Raw genomic sequence first — 16,815 nt, forward strand, 5'->3', positions numbered from 1 at the left:
CCCCCGATCCCCGTTCCGTGACCCACCCCAAGGAGACAAACGCATGATGAAACAGCTGCTCACCCCCGTGGCCCTGGCCGCCCTGTTCGCCGCCAGCGGCGTGCAGGCCCAGACGGTCCTCAAGATCGGCTACGCCACCGCCGTCACCTCGCACTACGGCGTGGGCTCCACGACCTTCTGCGACGAGATCGAGAAGGGCACGCAAGGCCGCTACAAGTGCCAGCAGTTCCCCAACTCGGCGCTCGGCGGCGAACGCGAGCAGATCGAGGCCGTGCAGCTCGGCACGCAAGATCTGGTCAACACCTCGACCGGCCCGCTGGGCAACTTCGTGCCCGAGGTCAAGATCGTGGACATCCCCTTCCTGTTCCGCGACTACGACCATGCGCGCAAAGTCATGGACGGCCCGATCGGCCAGGACCTGAGCAAGAAGATGGAAGCCAAGGGCCTGGTGAACCTGGCCTGGACGGAGAACGGCTTCCGCCACATGACCAACAGCAAGCGGGCCATCAACCAGGCCAGCGACGCCAGCGGCCTGAAGATGCGCACCATGGAGAACAAGGTGCACATGGACGGCTACAAGACCTTCGGCATCCTGCCCACGCCCATGCCCTTCCCCGAGCTGTTCACCGCGCTGCAGCAGGGCACGGTGGACGGCCAGGAGAACCCGATCCCGGTGATCCTGTCGTCCAAGTTCTCGCAGGTGCAGAAGCACCTCTCGCTCACCGGCCACGTGTACTCGCCGGCCGCGCTGATCCTCTCGCCCGCGGTGTGGAACAAGCTCTCCGCCGCCGACAAGCAGGTCTTCCTCGAGGCCGGCAAGAAGGCCGCCGCCGCGCAGCGCAAGAAGGTCAACGACGACGAGGCCAACGGCATCGCCCAGCTCGAAAAAGACGGCATGCAGGTGGTCAAGCAGGTCAACGGCGAAAGCTTCCGCAAGGCGGTGGCCCCGGCCTACCAGCAGTACGCCAAGGAATTCGGCGCCGACAAGATCGCGGCGATCCAGGCGGTCAAGTAACCCCCCCCTGCGCCGGCCCCTGGCGGGGCCGTCACCCCCCCAGGGGGGCAACGCCTGCGGACCGGCGGAGCCGGATCCGCGGCGTTCTCACCTGGGTTGGTTTGCTCTCTGAGGTTTTCATGAAGTCACTCATCCTCCACCTGGACCGTTGGCTCACGGGGCTGTGCCTGTACACGGCCTGTCTGCTGCTGGCCGTCATCTCCTGCCTGGGCCTGTGGCAGGTCACCAGCCGCTTCGTGCTGTCGCAGCCGTCCACCTGGACGGAGGAATCGATGCGCCGGCTGCTGATCTGGATGGTGATGCTGGGCGTGGTCGCCTCGCTGCGCCAGGGCGCGCTGGTGTCGGTCGATCTGATGCTGCGCCTGTCGCGCGGCGCCTGGCGGCAGGTGGTGCGCTGGACCATCACCCTGGTCAACCTCGCGTTCCTGAGCGTGCTGATCTGGTTCGGCATCGACCTCGTCGTGCGCGTGCGCTTCCAGACCTTCGCGAGCATGGACCTGTCCATGGGCTGGGCCTACGCGGCGCTGCCGGTGGGCGCGGCGCTCGCCGTGGTGGCCGTGATCGCGCACCACATCGACCCGCAGAACGAAGAACTCGCCACCGCGCAGTAAGCGCCACGGTCAAGCCCCACAGGTCCGCACCATGTCCCTCACCCTCCTCGTCACGATGCTGCTGGGCTTTGCCTTCAGCATCTCCATCGCGGTCGCCATCGGCGGCTCCGCCATCCTCGGCCTGGCCATCTTCGACAGCAGCAAGCTGATCCTGGTGCCCAAGGAGATGTTCACCGCGATCGACAAATTCCCGCTCGCGGCCATCCCCTTCTTCATCCTCGCGGGCAACCTCATGGAAACCGGCGGCATCTCGCGCCGCCTGGTGAACTTCGCCAAGTCGCTGGTGGGCGGCGTGCAGGGCGGCCTGCCCATGACCTGCGTGCTCACCTGCATGATCTTCGCGGCGGTGTCGGGCTCGTCGGTGGCCACCACCTTCGCCATCGGCGCGATCCTGATCCCCGCGCTCATCAAGCACGGCTACCCCACGGGCTACGCGGCCTCGCTGCAGGCCACGTCGGCGGAGCTGGGCGTGATCATCCCGCCCTCCATTCCCATGATCCTGTTCGGCGTGTCGGCCGAGGTGTCCATCGGCGAGCTGTTCATCGCGGGCGTGGTGCCGGGCCTGTTCATCGGCATCACCCTCATGGTGTTCGTGCACCTGTGGTGCCGCTTCAAGGGCCTGGGCAAGAACGACGGCGACGGCCGCCTGCCCGTGGGCCGCGCCACCATCGAAGCGGGCTGGGCGCTGCTGATGCCGGTGATCATCCTGGGCGGCATCTACGGCGGCGTGTTCACGCCCACCGAGGCCTCGGTGATCGCGGTGTTCTACGCGCTGATCGTGGGCATGGGCATCCACCGCGAGCTGGGCTTCAAGGACCTGGTGCCGGTGTTCCGCAAGTCGGTGATCTCGAGCGCGGTGATCATGTTCATCATCGCCAACGCGGGCCTGTTCGCCTTCCTCATCACGCGCGCCGGCATCCCCGACGCCATCGGGATGTGGCTCAAGGAGGTGCTGCAGTCGCCCGGCTGGTTCCTGCTGGGCGTGAACGCCGCGCTGTTCGTCATCGACATGTTCATCGAGACCTCGGCCGCCATCATCGTGCTCGCGCCCATCCTCGTGCCGGTGGCGATCCACTTCGGTGTCGACCCGGTGCACTTCGGCATGATCATGGTCGTCAACCTGGCGCTGGGCATGATCACCCCGCCCTTCGGCGTGAACCTGTTCGCCGCCGCCACGGTGGCGCGCATCTCGCTCGACCGCATGATCAAGCACCTGGTGCCCTTCGTGCTCGTGATCATCGGCTGCCTGATGGTCATCACCTACGTGCCCGCGGTGTCGCTCACGCTGCGCGACATGGTGTTCCACAAACCGCCCGCGGTCATGCCCGTGGGCCCGGCCCCGGCCATCGGCCCGCAGTGAGGAAAGCCCCATGGCCTTGCACTTCATCAACAACCGCGGCGTGCGCAGCGCCTCGGGCCAGACCCTGCCAGTGACCGACCCGGCCACCGGCCAGGCCTACGACACCCTGGAGCGCGGCAACGCGGCCGACCTCGACGCCGCGGTGCGGGCCGCGCGCGAATGCCTGGCCGGCCCCTGGGGCAAGCTCAGCGCGGCCGAGCGCGGCCGGCTGCTGTTCAAGTTGGCCGACAAGGTCGCCCAGCACGCCGACGAGCTTGCCGCCATCGAGCAGCGCGACTGCGGCAAGCCCACCAAGCAGGCGCGCGCCGACGCGCTCGCGCTGGTGCGCTACTTCGAGTTCTACGGCGGCGCCGGCGACAAGCTGCACGGCCACACCATTCCCTACCTCGACGGCTACAGCGTGCTCACCTGGCGCGAGCCGCACGGGGTCACGGGCCACGTGATCCCCTGGAACTACCCGATGCAGATCTTCGGGCGCAGCGTGGGCGGCGCGCTCGCGGCGGGCAACGTGTGCGTGGTCAAGCCGTCCGAAGACGCCTGCCTGTCGCTGCTGCGCGTGGCCGAGCTCGCGGCCGAGGTGGGCTTTCCCGCGGGGGCGATCAACATCGTCACCGGCTACGGGCACGAGGTGGGCGACGCGCTCGCGCGCCACCCGGGCATCGACCACATCAGCTTCACCGGCAGCCCGCGCGTGGGCACGCTCATCCAGCAGGCCGCGGCCGAGCGGCACTGCCCGGTCACGCTCGAGCTCGGCGGCAAGGGTCCGCAGATCGTGTTCGACGACGCCGACGTGGACGCGGCCATTCCCTTCATCGTCAACGCCATCGTGCAGAACAGCGGCCAGACCTGCAGCGCGGGCTCGCGCCTGCTGGTGCAGCGCGGCCTGTACGAGCCGCTGCTGCAGCGCCTGGGCGAGGCCTTCCGGGGCCTGCGCGCCGGCCCGCCCGCGGCCGACCTCGACCTCGGCCCGCTGATCCGCCAGACCCAGCTCGAACGCGTGCGCGGCTTCCTCGACGAGGTGCGCCGCGACGGCCTGCCCATCGTGGCCCAGGGCCAGGTGGTGGCCGAGGCCAGCGAACACGGCTACTACGCCGCGCCCACGCTGGTGCGCGACGTGCCGCCGCAGCACCGGCTCGCCCAGGAAGAGGTGTTCGGCCCGGTGCTCGCGGCCATGCCCTTCGACGGCGAGGACGAGGCGGTGCGCCTGGCCAACGGCACGGCCTTCGGCCTGGTGGCCGGCGTGTGGACCCGCGACGGCGGCCGCCAGCTGCGCATGGCGCGGCGCGTGAAGGCCGGCCAGGTCTTCATCAACAACTACGGCGCCGGCGGCGGCGTGGAGCTGCCCTTCGGCGGGGTGCGCTCCAGCGGCCATGGCCGCGAAAAAGGCTTCGAGGCCCTGCTCGGCTTCACCACCCTCAAGACCGTGGCGATCCGCCACGGCTGACCCCCTTCAGGAGACCCATCGCATGCGCGTGAAAGACAAATCCATCATCGTCACCGGCGCCGGCAGCGGCATCGGCGAAGGCATTGCGCACCGGCTCGCGGCCGAAGGCGCGCAGGTCATCGTCAACGACGTCAACGTGGCCGGCGGCGAGCGCGTGGTGGCCGACATCGTGGCGCGCGGCGGCCGCGCGAGCTTCTTCGCGGCCGACGTGACGCGCAGCGACGACGTGAAGGCCCTGGTGCAGGCCGCGGTGCAGCGCCACGGCCGGCTCGACGTGGTGGTGAACAACGCCGGCTGGACCCACAAGAACCAGCCCGCGCTCGACGTGAGCGAAGAAGAGTTCGACCGCTGCTACGCGGTCAACGTGAAGAGCATCTACCTGAGCGCGTTGCACGCGGTGCCGGTGTTCCGCGCCCACGGCGGCGGGGCCTTCATCAACATCGCGTCCACCGCGGGCGTGCGGCCCCGGCCCGGGCTCACCTGGTACAACGGCTCCAAGGGTGCGGTGATCATCACCAGCAAGTCGCTGGCGGCCGAGTTCGGCGCCGACAACATTCGCGTGAACTGCGTGAACCCGGTGATGAACCCCTTCACCGGCCTGGGCGCCTCGTTCGCGGGCGGCGAGCTCACCGACGAGCGCCTGGCCAAGTTCCGCAGCACGATTCCCCTGGGGCGCTTCTCCACGCCCGAAGACGTGGGCAACGCGGTGCTCTACCTGGCCAGCGACGAGGCCGCGTTCATTTCGGGCGTGTGCCTCGAGGTGGACGGCGGCAGATGTGTCTGAGCTGACAACGCGGCTCAGGCGGGCCGCGGCCCGCCGCGCAGTCGCTTGAGCAGCGCCACCACGGCCACCACCACCGCGCCCGCGGCCACGCCCACGAGCGCGCCCGCGAGGCTGGGCACGAAGGCGCCGAGCCAGCCCAGGCTTTCGGCCATGGCCTCGACGCCGTGCGCGAGCAGCGGCAGCCCGTGCAGCAGGATGCCGCCGCCCACGAGGAACATGGCGGCCGTGCCCAGCACCGACAGCGCCTTCATGAGCCAGGGCGCAAAGGCCAGGATGCCGCGACCCAGCGCCTGCTTCCAGGCCTGGGCCTGGCGGTTCAGGCGCAGGCCCAGGTCGTCGAGCTTCACGATGCCCGCCACCAGGCCGTAGACGCCCACCGTCATGAGCACCGAGATGCCCACCAGCACGGCCACGCGCTGGCCCATGGTGGCGCTGGCCACGGTGCCCAGGCTGATCACGATGATCTCGGCCGAGAGGATGAAGTCGGTGCGCACGGCGCCCTTGATCTTCTCGCGCTCGTAGGCCACGAGGTCGAGCTGCTCGTTGGCCACGGCGCGCGCGAGCTCGTCGTGGTGCTTCGTGTCCTCGGCCTTGTGTGCGCCGAGGCTGTGCATCAGCTTCTCCACGCCCTCGAAGCACAGGAACAGGCCGCCGAGCATGAGCAGCGGCGTGATGAGCACCGGCATGAAGGCGCTGATCAGCAGCGCCGCCGGCACCAGGATGGCCTTGTTCACGAACGAGCCCTTGGCCACGGCCCACACCACGGGCAGTTCGCGGTCAGCCTTCACGCCCGTGACCTGCTGCGCGTTGAGCGCCAGGTCGTCGCCCAGCACCCCCGCGGTCTTCTTGGCCGCCACCTTGGTCATCACCGACACGTCGTCGAGCAATGTGGCGATGTCGTCGAGCAGCGCGAGCAGGCTGGTGGCCATGGGGGGCTCCGTTGGGGTTCAGCCGGGCGCAGGCGGCCAGACCAGGGGAAAGAGCGGATCGTCCATCGCCGCGCCCGCGGGCAGGCGCTGTTCCAGGCCCGGGAACGGCGGCGAGGTGCGCCAGCGGCGCGGCGCGTGCACGCTGTCGTCGCCCAGGTAGCGGGCCGAGAACACGCGCCGGCGTGCGCCCGGGCCGGTGCCGCTGGAGGCGTGCAGCGCGAGCATGTGGAAGGCCACGCAGTCGCCGGGTTCGAGCGCCCAGGCCAGTTGCGGCCAGGCCTGCGGCTCGGCCTCGATCGGCGGCAGTTCGGCCAGCGAGCCTTCGGGGAACCACTTGGCCTGCTGGTCGCGGAAGGTGCGCGGCATGTACCAGGTGCCGCGGTGCGAGCCGGCCACGAAGCGCAGCGTGCTCGCCAGCGGCACCGGGTCGACCGGGATCCAGAAGCTCACGTTCTGCGCGCCGTCCACGTTGTAGTAGGGCTGGTCCTGGTGCCAGGGCGTGGGCTGGCGCGTGCCGGGCTCTTTCACGAGCAGGTGGTCGTGGTAGAGCCGCGCGCTGCGGCTGCCCATGAGCTGCGCCGCCACGTGCGGCAGCGACGATTCGCGCAGCACGTGGGCGTAGTCGGCGTTGGCCTGCCAGGTGCAGAAGTCTTCGACGAAGCGGCCCGGGTCGTCGGGCTCGCTGGCCACCAAGGCCAGCGGGCTCAGGTGGGCCAGGTTGTGCTCGATGCCGGCTTCGAGCCGCTGCAACTCCTGCGCGTTGAGCACCCCGCGCAGCACCACCGCGCCGTCGCGCGCGTAGGCGGTCACGGTGGCGGCGTCGAGCGGGTGGGCGCGCGGCATGGGTTCAGCCCACCGTCAGCCGACCCAGCGGCGCGCGTTGCGCCACATGCGCATCCAGCCGCTGTGGGCCGAGGTGTCCTGGTCGGTCCAGCTCATGAGCACGTTGCGGAACACGCGCTCGGGGTGCGGCATGAGCGCGGTGAAGCGGCCGTCGGCGGTGGTGACGGACGTGAGGCCGCCCGGGCTGCCGTTGGGGTTGAACGGGTAGCGCTCGGTGGGCGCGCCGGTGTTGTCCACGTAGCGCATGGCCGCAATGGCCTTGGCCGGGTCGCCGCGGTGGCGGAAATTGGCATGGCCCTCGCCGTGCGCCACGGCGATGGGCAGGCGCGTGCCGGCCATGCCCTGGAAGAACAGGCTGGGCGAGTCGAGCACCTCGACCAGCGAGAGGCGGGCCTCGAAGCGCTCGCTCTGGTTGGTGGTGAAGCGCGGCCAGGCCTCGGCGCCGGGGATGATGTCGGCCAGCTCGGCGAACATCTGGCAGCCGTTGCACACGCCCAGACCGAAGGTGTCGGGGCGCGCGAAGAAGGCCTGGAACTGCTCGGACAGCACCGGGTTGAAGGTGATGGAGCGCGCCCAGCCGATGCCCGCGCCCAGCGTGTCGCCGTAGCTGAAGCCGCCGCAGGCCACCACGCCGCGCACGTCCTCGAGCTTGGCGCGGCCGCTCTGCAGGTCGGTCATGTGCACGTCGAGCGCGTCGAAGCCGGCCTGGGTGAAGCACCAGGCCATTTCCACGTGCGAGTTCACGCCCTGCTCGCGCAGGATCGCGACCTTGGGGCGCGAGAGGTTCAGGAAGGGCGCGGCCACGTCTTCGGCCGGGTCGAAGGTGAGGTGGGTGTGCAGGCCGGGGTCGTTGGGGTCGCCGGCGGCGGCGTGTTCGGCGTCGGCGCAGGCGGGGTTGTCGCGCCGCTGGTTGATCTTCCAGCTCACGCTGTCCCAGACCTGCTGCAGGTCGGCCAGCTTCGCGCTGAACACGGCCTTGGTGTCGCGCCACACCTGCAGCTCGCCCTTGCCGGCGTCGATGGCCGATTGCAGCGGCCGCGTCTTGCCCACGAAGTGGCTGAACTTCGACAGACCGTGCTCGCGCAGCACCTGCATGACCTCGTTGCGCTGCCCGGTGCGCACCTGCAGGACCACGCCCAGTTCTTCGTTGAACAGGGCCCGCAGCGTGAGCTCTTCGCGGCGCGCGCTGACCTGGGTGCTCCAGTTCTTGGCGTCGCCGAAGTCGGCGCGGCTGTCGCTGATGCCGTCGCCTTCGGTGACGAGCTGGTCGACGTTGAGCGCCACGCCCACCTGCCCCGCGAAGGCCATCTCGGCCACGGCGGCGAGCAGGCCGCCGTCGCTGCGGTCGTGGTAAGCGAGGATGCGGCCCTGCGCGCGCAGCGCGTTCACCGCGTTCACCAGGTTCACGAGATCCTGCGGGTCGTCGAGGTCGGGCACCTCGCCGCCCGGGTGGCCCAGGGTCTGCGCGAGGATGCTGCCGCCCAGGCGCTTGCGGCCCTTGCCGAGGTCGATCAGCACCAGCGTGGTGTCGTCGATGTCGCGGTTGAGCTGCGGCGTGAGCGTGCCGCGCACGTCGGCGAGCGAGGCGAAAGCGCTCACGATCAGGCTCACCGGCGCGGTGACTTTCCTGGTCTGGCCGTCGGCCTGCCACTGGGTGCGCATGGACAGGCTGTCCTTGCCCACGGGAATGGACACGCCCAGCGCCGGGCACAGCTCCATGCCCACGGCCTTGACCGTGGCGTACAGCGCGGCGTCTTCACCGGGCTCGCCGCAGGCGGCCATCCAGTTCGCCGAGAGCTTCACGCGCGGCAGTTCGATGGGCGCGGCCAGCAGGTTGGTGATGGCTTCTGCCACGGCCATGCGGCCCGAGGCCGCGGCGTCGGTGGCGGCCAGCGGCGTGCGCTCGCCCATGCTCATGGCCTCGCCCGCGAAGCCCGCGTGGTCGGCCAGGGTCACGGCGCAGTCGGCCACGGGCACCTGCCAGGGGCCGACCATCTGGTCGCGGTGGCTCAGACCGCCCACGGTGCGGTCGCCGATGGTGATGAGGAAGCGCTTGGACGCCACCGTGGGGTGGCTCAGCACGTTGATGACGCTTTGCTGCAGGTCCACGCCGGTCAGGTCGATCGCGGGCGATTGGCGCGCCACGGTCTTCACGTCGCGGTGCATCTTGGGCGGCTTGCCCAGCAGCACGTCCATGGGCATGTCCACGGGGCTGTCGGCGCCCTCGTCCACCAGGCGCAGCTGGCGTTCTTCGGTGGCCACGCCCACCACCGCGAAGGGGCAGCGCTCGCGCTCGCAGAAGGCCTGGAACTGCGGCAGCGATTCGGGCGCGATCGCGAGCACGTAGCGCTCCTGGCTTTCGTTGCACCAGATTTCCTTGGGCGCGAGGCCGCTCTCTTCGAGCGGCACGGCGCGCAGGTCGAAGCGCGCGCCGCGGCCGGCGTCGTTGGTGATCTCGGGGAAGGCGTTGGACAGGCCGCCCGCGCCCACGTCGTGGATCGCCAGGATGGGGTTGGCCTCGCCCTGCGCCCAGCAGTGGTTGATGACCTCCTGTGCGCGGCGCTCGATCTCGGGGTTGCCGCGCTGCACGGAGTCGAAGTCGAGCGAGGCGGCGTTGGTGCCGGTGGCCATGGAGCTGGCCGCGCCGCCGCCCATGCCGATCTTCATGCCCGGGCCGCCGAGCTGGATCAGCAGCGTGCCCGCGGGGAAGAGCACCTTGTGCGTGAGGCGCGCGTCGATGGTGCCCACGCCGCCCGCGATCATGATGGGCTTGTGGTAGCCGCGCTGCACGCCGTCGACCTGCTGCTCGTACTCGCGGAAGTAGCCGAGCAGGTTGGGCCGGCCGAACTCGTTGTTGAAGGCCGCGCCGCCCAGCGGGCCCTCGGTCATGATCTGCAGCGGGCTCGCGATGTGCTCGGGCTTGCCGCCCGCCTGGTCGCTCAGGCCGCCCCAGAGCTTGCCCACCGAAAAGCCGGTGAGGCCGGCCTTGGGCTTGGCGCCGCGGCCGGTGGCGCCTTCGTCGCGGATCTCGCCGCCCGCGCCGGTGGACGCGCCCGGGAAGGGCGAGATGGCCGTGGGGTGGTTGTGCGTTTCCACCTTCATGAGCACGTGCTGCGTGACCGCTTCGCTGCGGTACAGGGGCGCGCCCTGGCCGTCGTCGCGGGCGCTGAAGCGCTGAACCGCGTGGCCTTCCATCACCGAGGCGTTGTCGGCGTAGGCCACCACGGTGTGCTGCGGGCTCTTCTGGTGGGTGTTGCGGATCATGCCGAACAGGCTCTTGTCCTGCGGCACGCCGTCGATGGTGAACTGGGCGTTGAAGATCTTGTGGCGGCAGTGCTCGCTGTTGGCCTGCGCGAACATCATCAGTTCGACGTCGGTCGGGTTGCGGCCCAGGCCGGTGAAGGCGTCGATCAGGTACTGGATCTCGTCGTCGGCCAGGGCCAGGCCCCAGGCGGTGTTGGCGCGCTCGAGTTCGGCGCGGCCGCCGCCCAGCACGTCCACCCGCTCCATGGGCGCGGCCTGCAGCTCGGTGAACAGGGCCTGCGCCTCGTCGCGCGTGGCCACCACGGCCTCGGTCATGCGGTCGTGCAGCAGGCCGGCCACGGCCCAGCGCTGCTCGGGCGTGAGCGTGGGCTTGCCGCCCAGCAGACCGCTCTTGAGCGCGAGCCGGTACTCCACCAGCCGCTCCACACGGTGCACCACCAGGCCGCAGTTGCGCGCGATGTCGGTGGCCTTGGAGGCCCAGGGCGAGACCGTGCCCAGGCGCGGCATCACGAGCAGCGCGGGCGCGCCCGCGGCTTCGAGTTGCAGGTGTTCGGCCTGCACCGGTTCGCCGTAGGTGAGCAGCTCGCCCAGGCGCTGCGCGGTGGCGGCGTCGGGCGCGGCGTCGAAGGCCGCCAGGTGCACGAAGCGCGCGCTGAGGCCGACGATCTTGTCGTGGATGGCTTGGAGCTGGGGGAGGAGCTGCTGGACTTTGAAGTCGCTGATGGCGTGACCGCCATCGAAGGTGCGCAGGTGCAGGGACACGGTGGGGCCTGAGGTGCGTTGAACCACCCGCGGGCGGGGCGGTGGAAAGCCGGCGATTTTACCCGGCGGCCTCCATGGCGATCGGCCAGCGGGCGGCCCCCGGGCGGGGTCCGGTGGGATAATCCGGCGCCATGAGCATCACCTACAAGGACGCCGCCGGCATCGAGGGCATGCGCACCGCGTGCCGCCTCGCCTCCGAAGTGCTGGACTACCTCACGCCGCTGATCCAGCCCGGCGTCACCACGCTCGAGATCGACCGCCTCGCGGCCGAGTACATGAAGCAACAGGGCACGGTGTCGGCCACCATCGGCTACCAGCCCGCGGGCTATCCGCCCTACCCGGGCCACCTGTGCACCTCGATCAACCACGTGGTGTGCCACGGCATCCCCAACGACAAGCCGCTCAAGAAGGGCGACATCCTCAACGTCGACGTCACCGTGATCACGCCCGAGGGCTGGTACGGCGACAACAGCCGCATGTTCCTGATCGGCGGCGAGGCCGCGGCCACGGTGCAGGCGCGCCGGCTCTGCCAGGTCACCTTCGAGGCCATGTGGAAGGGCATCGCGATGGTCAAGCCCGGCGTGCGCCTGGGCGACATCGGCCACGCCATCCAGGCCTACGCCGAAGGCAACGGCTACTCGGTGGTGCGCGAGTTCTGCGGCCACGGCATCGGCCAGCGCTTCCACGAAGAGCCGCAGGTGCTGCACTACGGCCGCCCGGGCACGCTCGAAGAACTCAAGCCCGGCATGACCTTCACCATCGAGCCCATGATCAACGCGGGCCGCCGCGAGATCAAGGAAATGGGCGATGGCTGGACCATCGTCACGCGCGACCGCTCGCTCTCGGCCCAATGGGAACACACGGTGCTGGTCACCGACACCGGCTACGAAGTGCTCACCTGGTCGGCCGGCAACATCGCCCCGCCCGCCTTCGTGACCGCGGCCGTGCTGAACCCCCAGGTGCAGGCCGGCGTGCCCGCCTGACCCGGGGGACGGCGGCATGGACGACCTGGCCGCGCTGCGCCAGCGCTACCGCAACGACAAGGCCGCGCTGTTCGCCGAGATCGGCGAATCGGGCGCGTCCACGCGCGGCATCGGCCAGGCCCTGCGCCGCCTGGCGCGCCTGACCGACCAGACGCTGCAGACCCTGTGGCAGCGCGCCGGCTTCGGCCCGCGCTTCGCGCTGGTGGCGGTGGGCGGCTTCGGCCGGGGCGAGCTGTTCCCGCATTCCGACGTCGATGTGCTGGTGCTGCTGCCCGACGGCTGCCAGCCCGACGCCGACGCCGAGCTCAAGGCCCGCATCGAAGGCTTCATCGGCGCCTGCTGGGACCTGGGGCTGGAGATCGGCTCGAGCGTGCGCACCGTGGACGAGTGCGTGGCCGAGGCCGAAAAAGACGTGACGGTGCAGACCTCGCTGCTCGAATGCCGGCTGATCACCGGCCACCGCGCGGGCTTCAACACCCTGGTGCGCCGCCTGGGCGAGGCCATGGACCCCAAGGCCTTCTTCGTGGCCAAGACGCTGGAGATGCGCCAGCGCCACCACAAGTTCGAGAACACGCCCTATGCGCTCGAGCCCAACTGCAAGGAGTCCCCGGGCGGCCTGCGCGACCTGCAGATCATCCTCTGGGTGGCCAAGGCGGCGGGCCTGGGCCGCAGCTGGGACGAACTCGCGCGCACCGGCCTGGCCACGCCGCTCGAGGCGCGCCAGATCAAGGCCAACGAGGCGCTGCTGAGCCTGATCCGCGCGCGCTTGCACCTGCTGGCCAAGCGCCGCGAAGACCGGCTGGTGTTCGACCTGCAGACCGCGGTGGCCGAGTCCTTCGGCTTCAAGGCGCAGCTGCCCGCCCCCGGCGAGAGCAACCCGCGCGGCACGCGCCGCGCGAGCGAAGCGCTCATGAAGCGCTACTACTGGGCCGCCAAGGCGGTGACCCAGCTCAACCAGATCCTGCTGCTCAACATCGAAGAGCGGCTGGCCAGCACCGAGCCCGGCGTGCAGCGCCTGCGCCCGATCAACGAGCGCTTTTTCGACAAGGGCGGCATGCTCGAGGTGGCCAGCGACAACCTGTACCTGCAGCAGCCGCACGCCATCCTCGAGACCTTCCACATCTACCAGACCACGGTCGGCATCAAGGGCCTGTCGGCGCGCACGCTGCGCGCGCTCTACAACGCGCGCGCCGTCATGAACGGACGTTTCCGCAGCGACCCGGCCAACCGCGAGACCTTCCGCCGCATCCTCATGGAGCCGCAGGGCATCACGCACGCCATGCGGCTCATGAACCAGACCTCGGTGCTGGGGCGCTACCTCTGGGTGTTCCGCAACATCGTGGGCCAGATGCAGCACGACCTGTTCCACGTCTACACCGTGGACCAGCACATCCTGATGGTGCTGCGCAACGTGCGCCGCTTCTTCATCGCCGAGCACTCGCACGAATACCCGTTCTGCTCGCAGCTGGCCGCGGGCTGGGACAAGCCCTGGATCCTCTACGCGGCGGCGCTGTTCCACGACATCGCCAAGGGCCGCGGCGGCGACCATTCCGAGCTCGGCGCGAAGGACGTGCGCACGTTCTGCCGCCAGCACGGCATCGAGCGCGAAGACGCCAGGCTCATCGAATTCCTGGTGGCCGAGCACCTCACCATGAGCCGGCTCGCACAGAAGGCCGACCTGTCCGACCCCGACGTGATCGCGGCCTTCGCGCAGCGCGTGGGCAACGAGCGCTACCTCACCGCGCTGTACCTGCTCACCGTGGCCGACATCCGCGGCACCAGCCCCAAGGTGTGGAACGCCTGGAAAGGCAAGCTGCTCGAAGACCTGTACCGCTACACGCTGCGCGCGCTCGGCGGCCGCGCGCCCGACCCGGGCGCCGAGGTGGAAAGCCGCAAGCGCGAGGCGCTGCAACTCGTGGCGCTGCACGCCCTGCCCCACAACGCGCACAAGGCGCTGTGGGACACGCTCGACGTGAGCTACTTCATGCGCCACCAGGCCGACGAGATCGCCTGGCACACGCGCGTGCTCACGCGCGAGCTCGCCAAGGCCGACCGCGACCCCGAGCGCTGCATCGTGCGCGCACGTCTGTCGCCCGAGGGCGAGGGCCTGCAGGTGCTGGTGTACTCGCCCGACCAGCCCGAGCTGTTCGCGCGCATCTGCGGCTACTTCGACATGTCGCAGTTCAGCATCCTCGACGCGCGCGTGCACACCACGCTCACCGGCCATGCGCTCGACACCTTCCAGGTGGTGGTGCCCGAGCTCGCCGAGCACTACCGCGAGCTCGTGGCCATGGTGGAAAACCGGCTGGCACAGATCATCGACGCGCGCGGCCCGCTGCCGCCGCCCACCAAGGGGCGGCTGTCGCGGCGCGTGAAGAACTTCCCCATCACCCCGCGCGTGGACCTGCGGCCCGACGACAAGGCCCAGCGCTGGCTGCTGTCGGTGTCGGCGAGCGACCGCGCGGGCCTGCTCTATGGCATCTCGCGCGTGCTCGCGCAGCACGGCGTGAGCGTGCAGCTCGCCAAGATCACCACGCTGGGCGAGCGCGTGGAAGACACCTTCCTGATCAGCGGCGCGCCGCTGCAGGTGAACAAGCGCCAGATCGAGATCGAGACCGAGCTGCTCGAAACGCTCGAAGGCAACGCCGGCTGAGCCGGCTCACACCGTGCGTTGCCGCAGGGCCTCGTAGAGGCACACGCCGCTGGCCACGGACACGTTCAGGCTCTCGACCGCGCCGCGCATGGGAATGCTCACGAGCTCGTCGCAGGTCTTGCGCGTGAGCTGCCGCATGCCCGGGCCTTCGGCGCCGAGCACCAGGGCCACCGGGCCCTTGAGGTCGACCTGGTAGACCGTTTTGGGCGCGTCGTCGCTGGTGCCGATGACCCAGATGTTGCGTTCCTTGAGTTCGTTCAGGGTGCGCGCGAGGTTGGTGACCATGAAGTAGGGAACGGTCTCGGCCGCGCCGCTGGCCACCTTGGCCACGGTGGCGTTCAGGCCCACGGCGTGGTCCTTGGGCGCGATCACCGCGTGCGCGCCCGCGCCATCGGCCACGCGCAGGCAGGCGCCGAGGTTGTGCGGATCGGTCACGCCGTCGAGCACCAGCAGCAACGGGGCTTCGCCCGTGCCTTCGAACTGGTCGAGCAGGTCGTCGAGCGAGCGCGCCTGCTCGACCGGCAGCACGCGCGCGGCCACGCCCTGGTGGCCGTGGCTGCCCGCGAGCTTGGCCAGGCGCAGGCCATCGGCCTCGATCAGGCGCACATTGGCTTCGCGCGCGCGCTCGATGAACTGGCGCATGCGGGCGTCGCGGCGGGTGCTCTCGAAGTACACCTCGACAATGCTCTGGGGTGCGGTCTTGAGCCGCACGCCCACCGCGTGGAAACCGAACAGGACCTTGGTGGTGGACGGGGCTTTGGGGGAAGAAGACATGGGCGGGATTATCCCGCCCCGGCGGCTCAGGCGGCCGCGGTGGCCGCGCCGCTGCTGATGTCCGCCACGCGCCCCGCCGCCACCGTGATGCGCCGCTCGCAGCGCGCCGCGATGCCGCGGTCGTGCGTGACCAGCACCAGCGTGGTCTGCTGCTCGCGGTTGAGCTCGAACATCAGCGCCATCACGGCCTCGCCGGTGGCGAAGTCGAGGCTGCCCGTGGGCTCGTCGGCCAGCAGCACGGCCGGGCGCACCACGAAGGCGCGCGCCAGCGCCACGCGCTGCTGCTCGCCGCCCGAGAGCACCTTGGGGTAGTGGCCGAGGCGCTCGCCCAGACCCACGCGCTGCAGCATGGCAGTGGCCGCGGCGCGCGCGTCGCGCCGGCCCGCGAGCTCCAGCGGCAGCATCACGTTTTCGAGCGCGGTGAGGTTGGCCAGCAGCTGGAAGCTCTGGAACACGAAGCCCACCTTGGCCGCGCGCAGCGCGGCGCGCCGGTCTTCGTCGAGCGCGAACAGGTCGGTGCCGTCGATGTGAACCGTTCCTTGGGTGGGCGTATCCAACCCCGCCACGATGGACAGCAGCGTGCTCTTGCCCGAGCCCGAAGCGCCCACGATGGCCACCGTTTCGCCGCGGCGCACGGTGAAATCGATATCCCGCAGAATGGTCAGCGTGCCTGTGGAGTCGGTGACCGACTTGGACACCTGGCTGACCGCAATCATCACATCGGACATGAAGCAATCCCTGTATTCGAACCGCCGCGACTTTAGCCTGAGCCTGCTGGCCGCGCTGGCCCTGGGGCCGGCCGGCCCGCTGCACGCCCAGGGCAAGGCCCCGCCGGTGGTGCTGGTGGTGGGCGACTCGCTGAGCGCCGAGTACGGCCTGCGCCGTGGCAGCGGCTGGGTCGCGCTCACCGAACAGAAACTCGCGGACGAAAAACTCGCCGCGCGGGTGGTCAATGCCAGCGTGAGCGGTGACACCACCTCGGGCGGGCGTTCACGGCTGCCCGCGCTGCTCCAGCAGCACCGGCCCCGGGTGGTGGTCATCGAACTCGGCGGCAACGACGCGCTGCGCGGGCTGCCCCTGAGCATGACGCGCGAGAACCTCGCAGCCATGGCCCGGGCGGCCAAGGCCGCGGGCGCGCGTGTGCTGTTGCTGGGCATGGACATGCCGCCCAACTACGGTGCCAGCTACGCCAAAGAGTTCCGCGAACTGTTCGTGAGCGTGGCGCGCGAGGAGAAGGCCGCGCTCGTGCCCTTCTTCCTCAAGGGCGTGGCCGACCTCGCCGACCCGCTGGCGCTGTTCCAGAGCGACCGCATCCACCCCAACGAGAAGGCCCAGCCCATCATGCGCGACACGGTCTGGCCCGAACTGAGGAAGCTGGTGGCGGCGGGATAAT

13 protein-coding genes are annotated in these 16,815 nt (G+C 70.2%); 8 read left to right on the forward strand and 5 right to left on the reverse strand.

From position 1 onward, the window contains the following. Positions 1-43: 43 nt before the first annotated feature. The 5 genes from G9Q37_RS08485 to G9Q37_RS08505 all read left to right on the forward strand — a co-directional run bounded on the left by G9Q37_RS08485 (position 44) and on the right by G9Q37_RS08505 (position 5,214). Complete coding sequence (locus G9Q37_RS08485; protein ID WP_166226777.1) at positions 44-1,015, forward strand: TRAP transporter substrate-binding protein; 972 nt, start codon at positions 44-46, stop codon at positions 1,013-1,015. Positions 1,016-1,134: 119 nt separating this feature from the next. Continuing rightward, the gene (locus tag G9Q37_RS08490) at positions 1,135-1,626 is read left to right on the forward strand and encodes a TRAP transporter small permease (RefSeq protein WP_166226778.1); all 492 of its coding nucleotides are present in this window, start codon (positions 1,135-1,137) and stop codon (positions 1,624-1,626) included. Between the two features lie 31 nt (positions 1,627-1,657). Continuing rightward, complete coding sequence (locus G9Q37_RS08495) at positions 1,658-2,986, forward strand: TRAP transporter large permease (RefSeq protein WP_166226779.1); 1,329 nt, start codon at positions 1,658-1,660, stop codon at positions 2,984-2,986. Between the two features lie 10 nt (positions 2,987-2,996). Continuing rightward, entirely contained in the window at positions 2,997-4,430 is a 1,434-nt protein-coding gene (locus tag G9Q37_RS08500) for an aldehyde dehydrogenase family protein (protein ID WP_166226780.1), read from the forward strand. A 22-nt stretch (positions 4,431-4,452) separates the two neighbouring features. Beyond that, positions 4,453-5,214, forward strand: coding sequence for an SDR family oxidoreductase (locus G9Q37_RS08505; protein ID WP_166226781.1), 762 nt, complete (start codon positions 4,453-4,455; stop codon positions 5,212-5,214). Between the two features lie 14 nt (positions 5,215-5,228). On the opposite strand, the gene G9Q37_RS08510 is transcribed toward G9Q37_RS08505, so the two are convergent. The 3 genes from G9Q37_RS08510 to purL are packed head-to-tail and all read right to left on the reverse strand — an operon-like array spanning position 5,229 to position 11,012. Next, positions 5,229-6,143 (reverse strand): DUF808 domain-containing protein, encoded by a 915-nt coding sequence (locus tag G9Q37_RS08510; RefSeq protein ID WP_166226782.1) that lies wholly within the window; start codon positions 6,141-6,143, stop codon positions 5,229-5,231. Between the two features lie 18 nt (positions 6,144-6,161). Then, positions 6,162-6,986 (reverse strand): phytanoyl-CoA dioxygenase family protein, encoded by an 825-nt coding sequence (locus G9Q37_RS08515; protein ID WP_166226783.1) that lies wholly within the window; start codon positions 6,984-6,986, stop codon positions 6,162-6,164. 15 nt (positions 6,987-7,001) lie between these two features. Further along, complete coding sequence (gene purL / locus G9Q37_RS08520; protein WP_166226784.1) at positions 7,002-11,012, reverse strand: phosphoribosylformylglycinamidine synthase; 4,011 nt, start codon at positions 11,010-11,012, stop codon at positions 7,002-7,004. 131 nt (positions 11,013-11,143) lie between these two features. On the opposite strand from purL, the gene map reads away from it, so the two are divergent. Both map and G9Q37_RS08530 read left to right on the forward strand, forming a co-directional pair. Beyond that, a complete protein-coding gene (gene map / locus G9Q37_RS08525; RefSeq protein WP_166226785.1) occupies positions 11,144-11,995 on the forward strand; it encodes a type I methionyl aminopeptidase in 852 nt (283 codons plus the stop codon). 16 nt (positions 11,996-12,011) lie between these two features. Then, entirely contained in the window at positions 12,012-14,648 is a 2,637-nt protein-coding gene (locus G9Q37_RS08530) for a [protein-PII] uridylyltransferase (RefSeq protein ID WP_166226786.1), read from the forward strand. A gap of 6 nt (positions 14,649-14,654) precedes the next feature. Here the strand turns inward: G9Q37_RS08530 and rlmB are convergent, their stop codons facing one another. Together rlmB and G9Q37_RS08540 are read right to left on the reverse strand one after the other, a co-directional pair. Beyond that, entirely contained in the window at positions 14,655-15,422 is a 768-nt protein-coding gene (rlmB, locus tag G9Q37_RS08535) for a 23S rRNA (guanosine(2251)-2'-O)-methyltransferase RlmB (protein ID WP_166226787.1), read from the reverse strand. Positions 15,423-15,448: 26 nt separating this feature from the next. Then, a complete protein-coding gene (locus G9Q37_RS08540; RefSeq protein ID WP_166226788.1) occupies positions 15,449-16,150 on the reverse strand; it encodes an ABC transporter ATP-binding protein in 702 nt (233 codons plus the stop codon). Between G9Q37_RS08540 and G9Q37_RS08545 the strand changes: the two genes are divergently transcribed. Beyond that, positions 16,149-16,814, forward strand: a complete 666-nt coding sequence (locus G9Q37_RS08545; protein WP_166226789.1) for an arylesterase — start codon at positions 16,149-16,151, stop codon at positions 16,812-16,814. The two genes, G9Q37_RS08540 and G9Q37_RS08545, sit on opposite strands and share 2 nt — an antisense overlap. Position 16,815 lies beyond the last annotated feature (1 nt).

Source organism: Hydrogenophaga crocea, from assembly GCF_011388215.1.
In the GTDB taxonomy this organism is placed as follows: domain Bacteria; phylum Pseudomonadota; class Gammaproteobacteria; order Burkholderiales; family Burkholderiaceae_C; genus Hydrogenophaga; species Hydrogenophaga crocea.